This is a genomic window from Serratia sp. MYb239, from assembly GCF_002966855.1.
GTDB lineage: Bacteria > Pseudomonadota > Gammaproteobacteria > Enterobacterales > Enterobacteriaceae > Serratia_B > Serratia_B rhizosphaerae.
The window spans coordinates 1,549,388-1,565,694 of the sequence record NZ_CP023268.1; the positions used below are offsets into that span (position 1 = coordinate 1,549,388).

Annotated in this window: 12 protein-coding genes; 9 read left to right on the top strand and 3 right to left on the bottom strand. The window is 48.7% G+C overall.

Annotated features, from left to right (window positions below; genetic code table 11):
- Positions 1-377: 377 nt before the first annotated feature.
- The 9 genes from CLM71_RS07410 (at position 378) to gndA (ending at position 14,100) form a co-directional block, all read left to right on the top strand.
- Positions 378-1,790: a mannose-1-phosphate guanylyltransferase/mannose-6-phosphate isomerase gene (locus CLM71_RS07410; RefSeq protein ID WP_105230437.1), complete on the top strand. Its 1,413-nt coding sequence runs from the start codon at positions 378-380 to the stop codon at positions 1,788-1,790.
- Positions 1,791-1,804: 14 nt separating this feature from the next.
- Positions 1,805-3,178, top strand: a complete 1,374-nt coding sequence (cpsG, locus tag CLM71_RS07415) for a phosphomannomutase CpsG (RefSeq protein ID WP_105230438.1) — start codon at positions 1,805-1,807, stop codon at positions 3,176-3,178.
- Between the two features lie 11 nt (positions 3,179-3,189).
- Positions 3,190-3,975, top strand: a complete 786-nt coding sequence (locus tag CLM71_RS07420) for an ABC transporter permease (RefSeq protein WP_370447000.1) — start codon at positions 3,190-3,192, stop codon at positions 3,973-3,975.
- Complete coding sequence (locus tag CLM71_RS07425) at positions 3,975-5,192, top strand: ABC transporter ATP-binding protein (RefSeq protein WP_105230440.1); 1,218 nt, start codon at positions 3,975-3,977, stop codon at positions 5,190-5,192. The genes CLM71_RS07420 and CLM71_RS07425 overlap by 1 nt, the downstream gene beginning before the upstream one ends.
- Entirely contained in the window at positions 5,189-6,481 is a 1,293-nt protein-coding gene (locus CLM71_RS07430; protein ID WP_105230441.1) for a bifunctional 2-polyprenyl-6-hydroxyphenol methylase/3-demethylubiquinol 3-O-methyltransferase UbiG, read from the top strand. The genes CLM71_RS07425 and CLM71_RS07430 overlap by 4 nt, the downstream gene beginning before the upstream one ends.
- A 2-nt stretch (positions 6,482-6,483) precedes the next feature.
- The gene (locus tag CLM71_RS07435; protein ID WP_105230442.1) at positions 6,484-10,122 is read left to right on the top strand and encodes a glycosyltransferase; all 3,639 of its coding nucleotides are present in this window, start codon (positions 6,484-6,486) and stop codon (positions 10,120-10,122) included.
- Between the two features lie 100 nt (positions 10,123-10,222).
- Complete coding sequence (locus CLM71_RS07440) at positions 10,223-11,368, top strand: glycosyltransferase family 1 protein (protein ID WP_105230443.1); 1,146 nt, start codon at positions 10,223-10,225, stop codon at positions 11,366-11,368.
- A complete protein-coding gene (locus tag CLM71_RS07445) occupies positions 11,361-12,494 on the top strand; it encodes a glycosyltransferase family 4 protein (protein WP_304573760.1) in 1,134 nt (377 codons plus the stop codon). Before CLM71_RS07440 ends, CLM71_RS07445 begins: the two co-directional genes overlap by 8 nt.
- Before the next feature lie 199 nt (positions 12,495-12,693).
- Entirely contained in the window at positions 12,694-14,100 is a 1,407-nt protein-coding gene (gene gndA / locus CLM71_RS07450) for an NADP-dependent phosphogluconate dehydrogenase (protein ID WP_105230444.1), read from the top strand.
- 98 nt (positions 14,101-14,198) lie between these two features.
- Here gndA and hisIE read toward each other — a convergent pair whose 3' ends face one another.
- Genes hisIE through hisA form a run of 3 tightly spaced genes read right to left on the bottom strand, consistent with a single transcriptional unit; the run spans position 14,199 to position 16,302 of the window.
- Positions 14,199-14,813 (bottom strand): bifunctional phosphoribosyl-AMP cyclohydrolase/phosphoribosyl-ATP diphosphatase HisIE, encoded by a 615-nt coding sequence (hisIE, locus tag CLM71_RS07455; RefSeq protein ID WP_105230445.1) that lies wholly within the window; start codon positions 14,811-14,813, stop codon positions 14,199-14,201.
- Positions 14,807-15,583, bottom strand: coding sequence for an imidazole glycerol phosphate synthase subunit HisF (gene hisF / locus CLM71_RS07460; RefSeq protein WP_105230446.1), 777 nt, complete (start codon positions 15,581-15,583; stop codon positions 14,807-14,809). The genes hisIE and hisF overlap by 7 nt, the downstream gene beginning before the upstream one ends.
- On the bottom strand, positions 15,565-16,302 hold the full coding sequence (hisA, locus tag CLM71_RS07465) for a 1-(5-phosphoribosyl)-5-[(5-phosphoribosylamino)methylideneamino]imidazole-4-carboxamide isomerase (protein WP_105230447.1): 738 nt from the start codon (positions 16,300-16,302) through the stop codon (positions 15,565-15,567). The genes hisF and hisA overlap by 19 nt, the downstream gene beginning before the upstream one ends.
- Positions 16,303-16,307: the final 5 nt, after the last annotated feature.

Here is a 16,307-nt window from a genome sequence, read left to right on the forward strand (position 1 = left end):
GCAAAAATATTTTGCTGTTACATTATATACACTGCCATCATTAAGGCTATGTGACATCTTGTGCTATGCAAGGGAGGCAAGCTGCGGGCACTTGATGTGGGTATATAGAAAAAATTGTATTGATATCAGTTTATTGGTAGCTGAAGAGCCAGGGGCGGTAGCGTGTTCGACCTCATGCTGCTTATCTGGCGGCGGTAAGATTGAGCGATATCATTCCATCGCATTTTCTGATGATTCACAATGGATTAGAAGCGATTTGATGTTTTTTTCAATAAAGTCAGTTGATTAATTTTGATAGCACAGCGATAGAACGTGATGTATCGGTTTAGGCAAATGTATGGCCTGAGCTATATAGCAAGCGTTAGAAAGGATAAAAAATGTTACTACCAGTCATTATGGCGGGCGGTACCGGCAGTCGTTTGTGGCCGATGTCCCGTGAACTTCACCCTAAACAATTTTTGCGGCTGCACAGCCTGCATTCGATGTTGCAGGAAACGTTAAAACGGCTTGATGGGGTGGAGATCAGTGAGCCAGTCGTAATATGTAACGAAGATCACCGCTTTATGGTGGCGGAACAATTGCGTCAGATTGATTTGTTGTCCCACAATATCATTCTTGAGCCCGTGGGACGAAATACAGCTCCTGCAATTGCTCTTGCGGCCCTGAATGCTGTAAAACAGGGTGATGACCCCATCATGTTAGTACTGGCTGCTGACCATATCATTAAAGATACCGAGGCATTCCACCACGCTATTGAAGCCGCCATGCCGTATGCCGAGAGTCAGAGTTTGGTGACGTTTGGCATTGTGCCGACGGGGCCGGAAACGGGGTATGGCTATATTCAATGTGGCAAGCGCTGTAGTGAAGGTTCCACCGCCGCCAGCGTAAAACGTTTTGTGGAAAAGCCCGACCTTGCCACGGCTCAGAGTTATGTCGACTCGGGGGAATATTTCTGGAATAGCGGAATGTTCATGTTCCGTGCCAAGCGTTACCTGGAAGAGCTTGAGCAGTTCCGGCCAGATATTCTGGCTGCGTGTCGCCATGCACTGAATGGGGGCGAATGTGACAAAAACTTTATCAATGTGCAGCACGCCGCCTTTGCTGCCTGCCCGGATGAGTCTGTCGACTATGCGGTAATGGAAAAAACACATGATGCGGTGGTGATCCCCCTAGATGCTGGTTGGAGCGATGTTGGCTCATGGTCCGCATTATGGGAGGTTAGTCAGAAGGACAGTGCGGGGAACGCACTGACGGGCGATACTTTCCTGCATAATACCCATGATTGTTATATCAATACTGATGAAAAATTGGTGGCTGCCGTCGGCGTAGACAATCTTGTGATTGTGAATACGAAAGATGCCGTATTGGTTGTTGATAAGTCGAAAGTTCAAGATGTTAAAAAAGTGGTTGAACATCTGAAGAAAAATAAACGTAGTGAATACAGAAGGCATCGTGAAGTTTATCGACCTTGGGGTATAAGCGATCTATTAGTCGCGGAAAAGCGTTTTAATGTTAATCGCATCACGGTGAACCCTGGTGAGGCATTTTCTTTGCAAATGCATCACCATCGTACTGAGCATTGGGTTGTACTCTCGGGCACGGCTAAAGTAACAACCGGAGATAAGACGTTCTTACTTACTGAAAATCAGTCAACTTTTATTCCCATTGGTGTTGTTCATAGATTAGAAAACCCTGGAAATATACCTTTAGAGCTGATTGAGATCCAATCAGGCTCTTATTTGGGGGAAGATGACATTATTCGTATTAAAGATCATTACGGTCGTTGCTAATTTTTGAGGTTTTAATGAGTGGGTTAACCTGTTTTAAAGCATATGATATTCGTGGGAAGCTCGGCGAAGAATTGAATGAAGATATCGCCTATCGTATTGGTCGGGCTTACGGCGAATATTTAAAACCGCAGCGTATTATTGTTGGCGGGGATGTACGCTTAACGAGCGAAGCGCTGAAATTGGCCTTGGCAAGCGGACTGCAGGATGCTGGTGCTGATGTATATGATATTGGTATGAGCGGAACTGAGGAGGTTTACTTCGCTACTTTCCATTTGAATATGGATGGTGGTGTTGAAGTGACAGCCAGTCATAACCCAATGAATTATAACGGTATGAAGCTGGTTAAGGCCAATGCTCAGCCGATCAGTGGGGATACCGGATTATTGGCAATAAAAAAACTGGCGGAAGAGAATGCTTTCTCCCCAGTTGATGCGGAAAAACGTGGCAGCTATCAGAAAATCTCTGTGATTGAACAATATGTTGATCACATATTAGGCTACATTGATATAGCCGCACTCAAACCTATGAAGTTGGTGATCAACTCAGGTAATGGTGCTGCGGGGCATATTATTGATGAAATAGAAAAGCGTTTTAAGCGTGATAATATCCCTGTGGAATTTATTAAAATTCATCATCAACCTGACGGCCACTTTCCTAATGGTATACCTAACCCCTTATTACCAGAATGTCGTGCTGATACGGCAAATGCCGTTGCCGCACATCAGGCTGATATGGGGATTGCTTTTGACGGGGATTTTGATCGTTGTTTCCTGTTTGATGAAAAAGCGAACTTTATTGAAGGCTATTATATTGTTGGTCTGTTGGCAGAAGCTTTCTTGCACTGCAATCCAGGCGCTAAAATTATTCACGATCCTCGTTTGTCTTGGAACACGATTGATATCGTTAACCAGGCTGGCGGCACACCGGTAATGTCGAAAACGGGGCATGCATTTATCAAGGAGAGAATGCGCGCAGAAGACGCCATTTATGGTGGGGAAATGAGTGCGCACCATTACTTCCGTGATTTTGCTTATTGTGACAGCGGTATGATTCCGTGGTTGCTGGTCGCTGCGTTGACGTCGGCGAAAAACAAGGCGCTTAGTCAATTAGTGGAGGCTCGTATGCAGGCCTATCCTGCATCTGGCGAGATAAACCGCAAACTGACAGATGCTGCGCTCAAGATAGCGAATATTAAAGCTATTTATGAACCAGAAGCGTTGCGGGTCGATTTGACCGACGGCATCAGCATTGAGTTTTCAGATTGGCGCTTTAATTTGCGAACGTCTAATACCGAACCTGTTGTTCGCTTGAACGTTGAGTCAAAAGGTGATGTTGAGTTGATGCGGGTTAAAACGCAAGAGATCCTGGATCTACTGGGTGGAGAGTAACAATGAAAGAGATGTTATTAGCCATCTACAATTACCGTGGCTTTATCTGGAGTAGTATCAAACGGGACTTTCAGTCCCGTTACCAAACAAGCATGTTGGGGGCGTTATGGTTGGTGTTGCAGCCCTTGGCAATGATTTTGGTCTATACGTTGGTCTTTTCTGAAGTTATGAAGGCAAGAATGCCGGATAACACGGGACCTTTCGCCTATAGCATTTATCTTTGCTCTGGGGTACTGACCTGGGGGCTGTTTACTGAAATCTTGGATAAAAGCCAAAGTGTATTTATCACTAATGCCAATTTGATAAAAAAACTCAGCTTCCCAAAAATCTGCCTGCCGGTGATTGTAACTGCATCGGCGATTTTGAATTTCGCAATAATATTTAGTCTTTTCATTGTTTTTCTTGTTTTTACCGGTAATTTCCCAGGGGTTTTATTCTTCTCCGTGCTGCCCGTGTTGGCGCTACAGGTATTGTTTGCCGTTGGCTTGGGGATGACTCTCGGGGTTATGAATGTATTTTTCCGTGATGTCGGCCAGTTTGTCGGCGTACTGCTGCAGTTTTGGTTCTGGTTTACCCCTATTGTTTATGTGTTGAACTCCTTACCTGAATGGGCGCGTAACTTGTTAATGTATAACCCTATGGCGAGGGTAATGCAGTCTTATCAGTCGATATTTGCCTATCACCAGCAGCCTAATTGGTATTCGCTATGGCCTGTCTTGGCTCTGGCCGTAATATTCTGCGCGTTCGGAATGAGGCTGTTTAGGAAGCATGCTGCAGATATGGTGGATGAGCTATAATGAGCTATATAAAAGTACATAATGTAGGCAAGGCCTATAAACAATACTCGTCCAAAACGGGGCGTCTGGTTGAGTGGCTCTCTCCGTTTAATACCGTAAGACATAAATTGAAATGGATTCTCCAGGATATCAGCTTTAATGTCGATCCTGGCGAGGCGCTGGGTATTATCGGTATTAACGGGGCAGGGAAAAGTACACTATTAAAACTAATCACAGGAACGGCCAAACCGACTTGTGGTGATATTGAGTTATCAGGCCGGGTTGCAGCATTACTCGAATTGGGAATGGGGTTTCACTCCGATTTTACTGGCCGTCAGAATGTGTATATGTCTGGTCAGTTATTGGGGATTTCTGTTGAGAAAATCACGGAACTGATGCCGGATATTGAGGCCTTCGCTGAGATAGGCGATTATATTGACCAACCGGTCAGGGTCTACTCTAGTGGTATGCAGGTGCGTTTGGCGTTTAGCGTAGCGACTGCAATACGTCCAGATATTCTCATTGTTGATGAAGCCCTATCGGTTGGCGATGCTTATTTCCAGCATAAAAGTTTTGAACGGATCCGTGAGTTTCGTAAATTAGGTACTACGTTACTGCTTGTTTCCCATGATAAACAGGCAATTCAGAGCATTTGTGACCGGGCTATTTTACTTAATAAAGGTAAAATAGAGATGGAAGGTGAGCCTGAATCTGTGATGGATTACTATAATGCTCTGCTTGCCGATAAACAGAACCAGTCTATCGTTCAGGTTGAAAATAATGGGAAATTGCAAACTCGTTCGGGAACCGGTGAAGCGAGTATTGTGGATATTTGCCTGCTGAATAACGACGATGAAGTCATTGAAATGGCGACGGTAGGCCAACCTGTTCGCTTGCAAGTTAAAGTAAGCATCAATGAAGCCCTTCCTGAATTGGTGGTTGGCTATCTGATTAAAGATCGATTAGGGCAACCGGTATTCGGAACCAATACTTATCATCTCCGACAGCCTCTTTTCAGCCTTGAGGCGGGTGGATCAAGAACGTTTTCGTTCTCTTTCCCGGCCAATTTGGGTGTAGGGTCGTATTCGGTTGCGGTGGCCTTACATACTTCGGGCACCCATGTCGGCAAGAATTATGAATGGCGTGATTTAGCCGTTGTTTTCAATGTCGTGAATGCAGATGAGAAAGAGTTTATTGGGGTAGCCTGGTTGCCACCTAAGTTGGAGATTTTTGAATGAGTGGTGATTTCTATCGCGCTTTTGAGGAAAAGCACAGGGGAAGCGTGCAAGACATCAAGCAGCGTTTATCTGTGTATCTTCCATTCATCACGACGTTGGCCAAAACGTATCCTTCTGTAGAGGTTGCGGATGTCGGTTGTGGCCGTGGGGAATGGCTTGAAACATTAAAGGAGCACGCTATTCCTGCAATCGGGGTAGACCTTGACGATGGCATGTTAGAGCGGGCGTTACAGGTTGGTCTGAATGTAAAAAAAATGGATTGCCTGGCGTTTCTTCAGTCGTTAGAAGATGAGAGTCTGCTGGCGATTACCGGTTTCCATATTGCTGAACATCTGCCTTTTGATATTCTGCAATCATTGGTCAAAGAGTCGCTTCGTGTCCTCAAGCCTGGCGGCCTGCTGATTTTGGAAACACCGAACCCTGAAAATGTGAGTGTTGGCACCTGTTCTTTTTATATGGATCCTACCCATAATCATCCATTACCGCCTCCACTGCTTGAATTTATCCCAAACTACTACGGCTTTCAGCGGACGAAAGTCTTACGTCTGCAAGAGAAATCGTCGTTGAGAGATGCGGACGTATCACTTGGTCTGGTCGATGTGTTGAAGGGTGTAAGCCCTGATTACGGTATGATTGCTCAAAAAGAGGGCGATAAAGGCATTACCAGTGGATTGGACCCTTACTTCAGCAAAGAGTATGGGGTAACGCTTGATGGGCTAAGCAACCTCTATGACCAACGGTTAACTGAGCAATTTAAAAAGTTAAATAAAGCACGGCGTAATCAGTCTGTTAGGCTCGATGATGTCGAGAATCAGCTGGAACTTTTCCAGGTTCAGTTAGAAAAATCACACCATGAACTGCTTGCCGTTTATGCCCATAATCAAAGTTTGCAACAACAACTCTTTGATGTACATAGTAGCAATTCTTGGCGTGTGACATATCCGTTACGCTGGTTTTCCAGCCAGATCCAGGCTGTCCGTGAGGAAGGGATTAAACGTCGTGGGCGTAAGGCTGTCAAGAAAGTACTTAGGAAAGTCATTAATACAACCCTTGCGTTATTCCATGAGCATCCAAAGTTTAAAGGTTTTGTGCTCTCCAGTGCCAGAAAATTAGGTGTTTATGCATTATTACAGTCTGTTTTTCGGCGTGTTTTACATTCTGCACCTGGCGCCCATGCAGATATGATGACGAATGAACGTCATGTTGTGTATCAGGAAAATATGACGGGCAGAGCTATTGATATCTATGAACAGCTGAAGAATGCAAAGAATAAGAGGCACGGAGAGTAATAATGCGTATTGTTATTGACTTGCAAGGGGCTCAAACAGAAAGCCGTTTTCGTGGTATTGGGCGATATACGATTTCTATCGCCAAAGCAATTATCCGTAATAACAAAAAACATGACATATATATCGCCTTGTCCGCGCTGTTTCCTGAAACCATTGCTGGTTTAAAGGAACAGTTCAGTCAGTTGATTCCCGCTGAAAATATTGTTGTTTGGTATGCGCCTGGACCGGTAAGGGCAATGGAAAAGGATAATGCTTGGCGGAGCGAATGTGCGGAGTATATCCGCGAAGCACTTTTGCACAATCTTAATCCTGATATTGTTTTTATCACGAGTTTGTTTGAAGGCCATGTAGACAACGCCGTGACTTCTATCAAAAAGCTCTCTCCGAAGACTAAAGTGGCGGTGTTGCATCACGATCTTATTCCGTTGGTGCAGTCAGATATTTATTTACAGGATGATGTTTATAAAGAATATTACCTGAAAAAAATAAAGTGGTTAAAAAAGGCCGATCTACTGCTGACCAACTCGGACTATACCTCTTCAGAGGTGGAAGAGTGGTTGGATATTCCTGCGGAAAATGTATGTACAATTTCTGCGGCGACAGAGGAGCACTTCATTGTCAGTGATGTTTCCACCGATGAGTTCTCCGCACTTAAACAACGTTATGGCATTACCCGTGATGTTGTTCTCTATGCGCCAGGAGGCTTCGATGCCCGTAAGAACTTCAAGCGTCTTATAGAAGCTTACAGCAAACTCGCACCAGCGTTGCGTGAACAGAACCAGTTGGTGATAGTCAGTAAACTGTCAGACAGCGATCGTAGCTATCTGCAGTCTATTGCCCGCAATATGCAGTTGCGTGACGATGAGATGATACTGACGGGGTACGTGTCTGAACATGACTTAGTTGTCTTTTATCAGCTGGCTAAGCTTTTTGTCTTTGCTTCTTTACATGAAGGTTTTGGCCTGCCAATTTTAGAAGCGATGACATGCGGTGCTGCGACGATAGGTTCTAATGTTACCAGCATCCCTGAAGTTATCGGTTATGAGGATGCACTGTTCGACCCATATTCTGTCGAATCGATTGGAAAGAAACTCGATCAGGCATTAAGCGATGAGGCATTCCTTGCCAGGCTTAAGCAGCATGCCGCCGAACAGGCGCGCAAATTCTCCTGGGATTATGCTGGCATTACCGCATTGGCTCGTTTTGAACAATTGGTGGCGAGTACGAATGAACATGTGGCAGACAGTGTGGCTACTGCTGAGGTGATTTCGGCTATTTCGGCTATTCAATGCCGCCAGGAACCGACGGATAACGATTTGCGTGCGGCAGCTGAGGCTCTGGACCGCAACGTTAAGCTCGCGGAGTTGCAGGGGCTGGATTTGACATCCCTATCCTGGCGTGTGGAAGGACCTTATGACAGTTCATACAGCCTGGCTTTGGTGAACCGTGAGTTTGCACGCGCACTTAACCAGCGTCAGGTAGAGGTTCTCCTGCACTCCACGGAAGGGCCGGGCGATTTTGCTCCGGATGAGGCGTTTCTCAATGAGAAAAATAATGCCGATCTTAAAGCATATCATTTACGTGCCCAGCAGCAGGGTAATCAGTCTGTTAATGTCCTGAGCCGTAATATATATCCGCCGCGGGTGAGTGGAATGAATGCGGATGTGAAACTTCTTCATTGTTATGCCTGGGAGGAGAGCGGTTTTCCACAGGGTTGGATCAGTAACTTCAACCGTGAGCTGGATGCGATCCTCTGTACTTCCGAGCACGTTCGCAAGGTCTTGATTGATAACGGGACCAAGGTGCCCGTTTTTAACGTAGGTAATGGCTGTGAACATTGGGAACGGATTGCCAGCGGAAAGAAACCCCAGTTAGAGGCTAAGGCGTTTAAATTCCTGCATGTCTCTTCGTGTTTCCCGCGCAAAGGCGTACAGGAGATGCTGGCGGCTTATGGAGCTGCTTTTACCGCCGATGACGATGTCTCGCTGATTATTAAAACGTTCCCTAACCCGCATAATGAAGTTCATGATTGGTTACAGCAAGCCCAGACGAAGCATAACAATTATCCTCACGTCATCATTATTGAGCAGGATATGCCTGAACAGGATTTGAAGGCGCTGTATGAATATTGCGATGTGTTAGTGGCACCAAGCTGTGCCGAAGGCTTCGGTTTACCGGTTGCAGAGGCCATGCTCAGTGGGTTGCCGGCAATAACCACCAACTGGAGCGGACAGCTTGATTTTTGCACATCCGACAACGCGTGGTTGGTGGATTACCAGTTTGAACGAGCAAAAACCCATTTTGGCCTGTTCTCTTCATCTTGGATCAGTGCAGATATCAGCGATCTTGCCAAGGCAATGCAACAGGCTGTGGCGGCAGGAGAGAAGCAGTTAAGCGTTATGGCGTCGAAGGGACGTGAACTTATTCTGCGCCAGTTTACCTGGGAAGATGTCGCACAACGTTCAAAGAACGCGGTGGCTACGTTACGATCGCGTTTTGAGCTGTCTCAGGAAGAGGCCCGTATCGGCTGGCTTTCAACCTGGAATACCAAATGTGGGATTGCAACCTATTCACAGCATTTGGTCGCTGATATGCCCAGCGATCACATCGTGATCTTTGCGCCTATGGCAACTGACTTGGTGCGTACGGATGAAAGTAATGTCCTGAGAGGCTGGGCGATTGGCAAAGAAACCAATTATCTTGATGAATTGGATACTCAGATTGAGTCCTTACGGTTAAATACCCTGGTTATTCAGTTTAACTATGGGTTCTTTAATCATCGGGAACTATCGGCGTTTATTGAAAGGCATCACCGTGCGGGGCGGGTGATTGTTATGGCGATGCACTCGACGGTCGATCCGCAGGAGAAGGAACCTCACTGGAATTTCCGATTATCGGAAATGAGCGACGCGCTCAAAATGTGTGACCGGCTATTAGTGCATTCCATTGCGGATATCAATCGCCTGAAACAGTTGGGGGTCGTCGATAATGTGACGTTATTCCCACATGGTGTGATTAATTACCCTGCTCCGGATAACACCAAACGTGATGGGTTACCACTGGTGGCCAGCTATGGCTTCTGTTTGCCGCATAAAGGCTTGAAAGAGCTTATTGAGGTTGTCGCGCAACTGAAAGAGCGGGGTACACCGGTCAGATTAAGATTAGTCAATGCTGAATACCCGGTTAGTGAGTCCGCTGAACTGGTTCGTGAGTTGAAAACTACCGCCGACAAATTGAATGTCGGGGAGTTGATTGAGACACATCATGACTTCCTCGATGATAAAGAGAGTCTTAATTTGCTCTCAGATGCTGATTTGCTGGTTTTCGCCTATCAGAATACCGGTGAGTCAGCCAGTGGTGCGGTTCGGTATGGTATGGCGACGCATAAGCCTGTGGCCGTGACGCCGTTGGCTATCTTTGACGATCTCGGCGATGCAGTCTTCAAGTTTAAGGGGACGTCGACGAGCGATATCGCTGAAGGTATTGCTGACATTATCGCCGATCTTGCGAGTGCTTCTGAAGGCGCGGTTGCCACACAACGGCGAGCCGATGCATGGCGGGAGCAGCATGATTATCATGCGGTGGCAAGAAGGCTTGAGAACATGTGTACGGGGCTGTTGAGAGCCAAAAGCTTCAAGTAGTGCGTTGAACGCAGCCTTTTCAATACGGCAGGGGCTATGCCGTTGCCGTATTGAATCTATCATGCACCAGGCATAAATATTCCATGGAATATGATTTTAGATGAAAATAATTCTTTCTGTTGAGCCGATCAAATTCCCGCTGACAGGCATTGGCCGGTATACTTATGAACTGGCAAAAGGCTTGCAAAGTAGCTCCGAAATTGAGGAGCTTCATTTTTTTTCCGGCACACAGTTTTTGTCCGAGATCCCTACGGCGAAAAACACCTCTGATGGCTCACACCGGTTAAAAAAAATTGTACAGAGTAACTCTCTGGCGATCGAGGCCTATCGGCTTCTTATGCCGTTGCTGAAGAAAAAGGCATTGCGCGGTTCTGAACGCTGTCTTTTCCATGGCCCCAATTTCTTTCTTCCCCCATTTTCTGGCCCTTCGGTTGCGACATTCCATGATTTGTCGCCATTTAAATGGGCGCATTGCTTTGATCCTAAAAGAAACCGCTTTACCAAGAAAGAGATGCTGAGCGCTTTGTCTCGAGCGAATGGTCTTATAACGGTATCAAATTATATTCGTAATGAAATTCACGATTACTTTGATTACCCGCTTGAGAAAATTCATACGGTTCACCTGGCCAGTTCTCCCGATTTTTATCCACGGACGAATGAACAGGTCTCCGGCGTTTTGCAAAAATTTGGTTTAAACTATAAAGGTTTTACCTTATTTGTCGGGACCATTGAGCCACGAAAGAATATTATTTCTTTGATTCGTGCCTATAGACAGTTACCCGTGCAGTTGCGTAAATCCTACCCGTTGGTTCTATCCGGCTATAAAGGATGGCGTAATGATGACATTATGCAGGAGATCGAACGAGGAGAACGGGAAGGTTGGCTGAAATACTTAGGCTTTGCTGCAGCGGAAGAATTACCGCTGTTATATGCTGCCGCCAATCTGTTTGTTTTCCCTTCACACTACGAAGGTTTCGGGCTGCCGGTGTTGGAAGCAATGAGTTCGGGGACGCCCGTTATCTGTTCTAACAGTTCTTCATTACCAGAGGTCGCAGGAGACGCTGCGATGACGCATGTTCCCGAAGATGTGGATATGTTAACACTGCTCATTACACAAGGATTGACTGATGAGCCATGGCGTAAAGATGCGGTTGCAAAAGGATTAACGCATGCAGCAAGCTTTTCCTGGCAAAGTTGTACTCGCCAAACGTTAGACGTTTACCAAAAATTGGCCGATAATGATTAAAGTACTTCATTTTTATAAGACTTATTATCCGGATTCTTTCGGTGGTATTGAGCAGGTGATATACCAGCTTGCTGAAGGTGGGGTTGAAAAAGGCGTGTCGACAGAAGTGCTGTCTGTAACACCGTCGGATAAAGATAGCTGTGAAGTTATTTCTCGGCATGTGGCGCATAAAATAAGACAGGATTTCTCGATCGCCTCCAATCCGTTTTCTTTCCGGGTAATAAAAAAGTTTCGAGAGTTAAGTGAACAGGTTGATATTATCCACTATCATTTCCCATGGCCTTATATGGATATTGTTCATTTTCTCTCTGGGGTAAAAAAGCCGACGGTTGTCAGTTATCACTCTGATATTATCCGACAGAAAAAACTGTTGCATATTTATAAACCACTGATGCATCTTTTTTTGAAAAAAGTAGATTGTATTGTGGCAACGTCGCCGAACTATGTGGCTACCAGCGATGTGTTGGATATCTTTAAAGATAAAGTCACTGTTATTCCTATCGGTTTGGATAAGGCGACCTATCCTATTCCGGAACAGAGTCGGTTGGATAAGTGGCAACAAAAAATCGGCCAGCCCTTCTTCCTGTTTATCGGTACCTTACGCTATTACAAAGGGTTGCATATTCTGCTTGAGGCGGCGACTGGCGCGCCTTATCCGATAGTGATCGTTGGTGCCGGGCCCATTGAAAATGAACTGCGTGAGCAGGCCCAACAATTGGGATTGAAGAATGTTCATTTCCTTGGCGCTTTGCCAGATGAGGATAAAACAGCGTTATTGATGCTGAGTTATGGCATTGTTTTTCCATCTCATCTGCGTTCTGAGGCCTTTGGGATTTCGTTGCTGGAAGGTGCCATGTACCGTAAGCCAATGATTTCTAGTGAAATAGGTACCGGAACAACGTTTATCAACATTGATAATCAGACCGGGTTGGTTATTCCGCCGTCGAATCCTTCTGCATTACGTAAAGCTATGGATAAACTATGGTCCGAACCGAAGCTGGCAGAGGAGTTTGGCAATAAGGCGTATGAACGTTACGAAGCCAAGTTCACATCGCGACAAATGGTTGGTGCATATGCGGAAATTTATACACGGCTTCTGTCCGAATCTGACGATGAGCTTGCGTAAGGATTCCGAGCTGTCATCCTGAATGATGTTACGCACGCTTGATTTACCCAATAGGTTGCTAGCTATCGTGTTTTGTTACGTAACCTATCGCACCAATCACTACCCACCACCCGCAAACCTGAGTTAACATGTGGGCCACATCACAAAACCTGTTAGCCGAGAGCTGTTAGCAGGGTTATCTTCAGACAGGAGTTACTAAATGTCCAAGCAACAAATCGGCGTTGTCGGCATGGCGGTAATGGGCCGCAATCTGGCACTGAACATCGAGAGCCGTGGCTACACCGTTTCCATCTTCAACCGTTCAGGCGATAAGACTGACGAAGTGATTGCTGAGAACCCAGGCAAAAACCTGGCGCCTTACTACAGCGTTGAAGAGTTTGTTGAATCGCTGGAAAAACCGCGCCGCATTTTGCTGATGGTAAAAGCGGGCGAAGCGACCGATAAGACCATTGCTTCCCTGACTCCGCACCTGGATAAAGGTGACATCCTGATCGACGGCGGCAACACCTACTATCAGGACACCATTCGTCGTAACCGCGAGCTGTCTGACCAGGGCTTCAACTTTATCGGCACCGGCGTTTCCGGTGGTGAAGAGGGCGCGCTGAAAGGGCCTTCCATCATGCCTGGCGGCCAGAAAGAAGCTTACGAGCTGGTTGCGCCAATCCTTGAGAAGATCGCTGCCGTCGCCGAAGGCGAGCCTTGCGTGACCTACATTGGCGCAGACGGTGCCGGTCACTATGTGAAAATGGTGCACAACGGCATCGAATACGGTGATATGCAGCTGATTGCCGAAGCCTACTCGCTGCTGAAGCAGGCGCTGAACCTGAGCAACGAAGAGCTGGCGGATACCTTTGCCGAGTGGAACAAAGGTGAGCTGAACAGCTACCTGATCGACATCACCAAAGACATCTTCACTAAAAAAGATGAAGAAGGTAAATACCTGGTTGATGTGATCCTGGATGAAGCGGCAAACAAAGGCACCGGTAAGTGGACCAGCCAGAGCTCGCTGGATCTGGGTGAACCGCTGTCGCTGATCACCGAATCCGTCTTCGCGCGTTACCTGTCCTCACTGAAAGAGCAGCGCGTTGCCGCCTCTAAAGTGCTGACCGGCCCGCAGGTTGCGGCCTTTAGCGGTGATAAAGCCGAGTTTATCGAGAAAGTACGTCGCGCACTGTACCTGGGCAAAATCGTTTCCTATGCACAGGGCTTCTCTCAGCTGAAAGCGGCTTCCAAAGAGAACAACTGGGATCTGAACTACGGCGAAATCGCCAAGATCTTCCGTGCCGGCTGCATCATCCGCGCCCAGTTCCTGCAGAAAATCACCGATGCTTACGCGGAAAATGCCGATATCGCCAACCTGCTGCTGGCGCCGTACTTCAAGCAGATTGCCGACGACTATCAGCAGGCGCTGCGTGACGTGGTTTCTTATGCGGTACAGAATGGCATCCCTACGCCGACCTTCTCCGCGGCTATCGCGTACTACGACAGCTACCGTTCTGCGGTGCTGCCGGCTAACCTGATCCAGGCTCAGCGCGATTACTTCGGTGCGCATACCTACAAACGTATCGACAAAGAAGGCGTGTTCCACACCGAGTGGATGGAATAATCGTCACTTTTGCTGCCGGGGCCTCGTGCCCCGGCTGATAAAAAAGCCGCAGCGGTTTAATCCTCTGCGGCTTTTTCTTTATCTGGACTTTTGCGCGCTTATTTTGCGTGACGCTCGCGCAGCCGGCCGATCACCGTGCTCAGATCCAACTGTTGGTCCTGCAGCAGCACCAGCAGGTGATAAATCAGATCCGAGGCCTCGTTGGTCAGCTCTTCGCGGTCATTCACCGTCGCCGCCAGCGCGGTTTCCACGCCTTCTTCGCCCACTTTCTGCGCGATGCGCTTGGTGCCGCTGGCGTACAGACTGGCAGTATACGAGCTTTGCGGGTCGGCATCCTTGCGCGCCGCCAGCAGCTGTTCCAGCTGATACAGGAAGGTCCAGTCGCTGGCCGCCGGGTGGAAGCAGCTGCTGTTGCCCAGATGGCAGGTCGGGCCGATAGGCTGCGCCAGAATCAGCAGCGTATCGTTATCGCAGTCCGGCGTGATGCTGACCACGTTGAGGAAATGCCCGGAGCTTTCGCCCTTGGTCCACAGGCGCTGTTTGGTGCGGGAGTAAAAGGTCACCTTGCCGCTGGCTTCGGTGGCTGCCAGCGCTTCCCGGTTCATATAGCCCAGCATCAGCACCTCGCCGGAAACGGCGTGCTGTACGATGACCGGCATCAGGTTATCGGTTTTTTCCCAGTCCAGCCGGGCTTTCTGTTGTTCGGTTAACACACGCGAATCTCCACGCCGTTATCGGCCAGGAACCGTTTCAGTTCGCCGATATTGATGATTTGTTTATGGAACACCGATGCCGCCAGCGCGCCGTCGACGTTGGCGTCGCGGAAGGCCTCCAGGAAGTGGGCCATGGTGCCGGCGCCGCCGGAGGCGATCAGCGGCACATTGCACACTTCACGTACGCGGCGCAGCTGTTCCAGATCGTAGCCGTTGCGAACGCCATCCTGGTTCATCATGTTGAGCACGATTTCCCCGGCACCCAGCTTTTGCACTTCCTGCACCCAGTCCAGCGTCTCCCACTGGGTGACGCGGGTACGGCTTTCATCGCCGGTATATTGGTTGACGTGGTACTTACCGCTGTTTTCGTCATACCAGGTGTCGATGCCAACGACGATGCACTGCACGCCAAAGCGATCGGCCAGCCGGCCGATCAGGCTCGGATCCGCCAGCGCCGGCGAGTTGATGGAGATCTTGTCGGCGCCGAACGACAGGATCTGGCTGGCGTCATCGGCACTTTTAATGCCGCCGGCGACGCAGAAGGGGATATCGATCACTTCCGCCACGCGCGACACCCAGCTTTTATCCACCACGCGGCCGTCGCTGGAGGCGGTAATATCATAGAACACCAGTTCGTCTGCGCCTTCTGCGGCATAGCGCTGCGCCAGCGGCACGATATCGCCGATGATCTCGTGGTTGCGGAACTGCACGCCTTTCACCACTTGCCCGTCTTTCACATCCAGACAGGGAATTATCCGTTTTGCCAGCATGCGATGGCCTCCTCAACGCTAAATTTACCTTCCAGCAGCGCCCGGCCGACGATAACACCTTCCACGCCGCTGTCGCGCAACGCCGCGATATCATCCAGCCCGCCGATGCCGCCGGAAGCCTGGAAGGCCACCTGCGGGTAGCGACGGCTGATTTCCTGATACAGCGCCACGTTGGAGCCGGCGAGGGTGCCGTCGCGTGAAATATCGGTGCACAGCACGTGTTTCAGGCCGTAGGGCAGAAACTGCTCGACCACCTGCTCCAGCGTGGCGTCAGAGTTTTCCTGCCAGCCGCTGATTGCCACCTGCTTGCTGCCGGCGGCGTCGATACGCACATCCAGCGCCAGTACCAGCGCATCCGCGCCGTAACGTTCAAACCAGCTTTGCACCAGCGCCGGCTGTTTCACGGCGGTGGAGCCAATCACCACGCGGCTGGCGCCGGCTTCCAGCAGGGATGCCACGTCCTGTTCACTGCGGATGCCGCCGCCGACCTGTACCGGCACCGTTACGCCGTCCAGCAGCTGACGCAGCAGCGGCAGCTGACGGGCGCTCGGATCTTTCGCTCCGGTGAGATCCACCAGGTGCAGCACCTGCGCGCCCTGTTGCTGATAATCCTGCAGGCGCGGCAACGGATCGCTGCCGTAGTCGCGCTGCTGGCCGTAATCGCCCTGATGCAGGCGTACCACCTTGCCGTCGATCAAATCCAATGCGGGGATAATCATGCTGC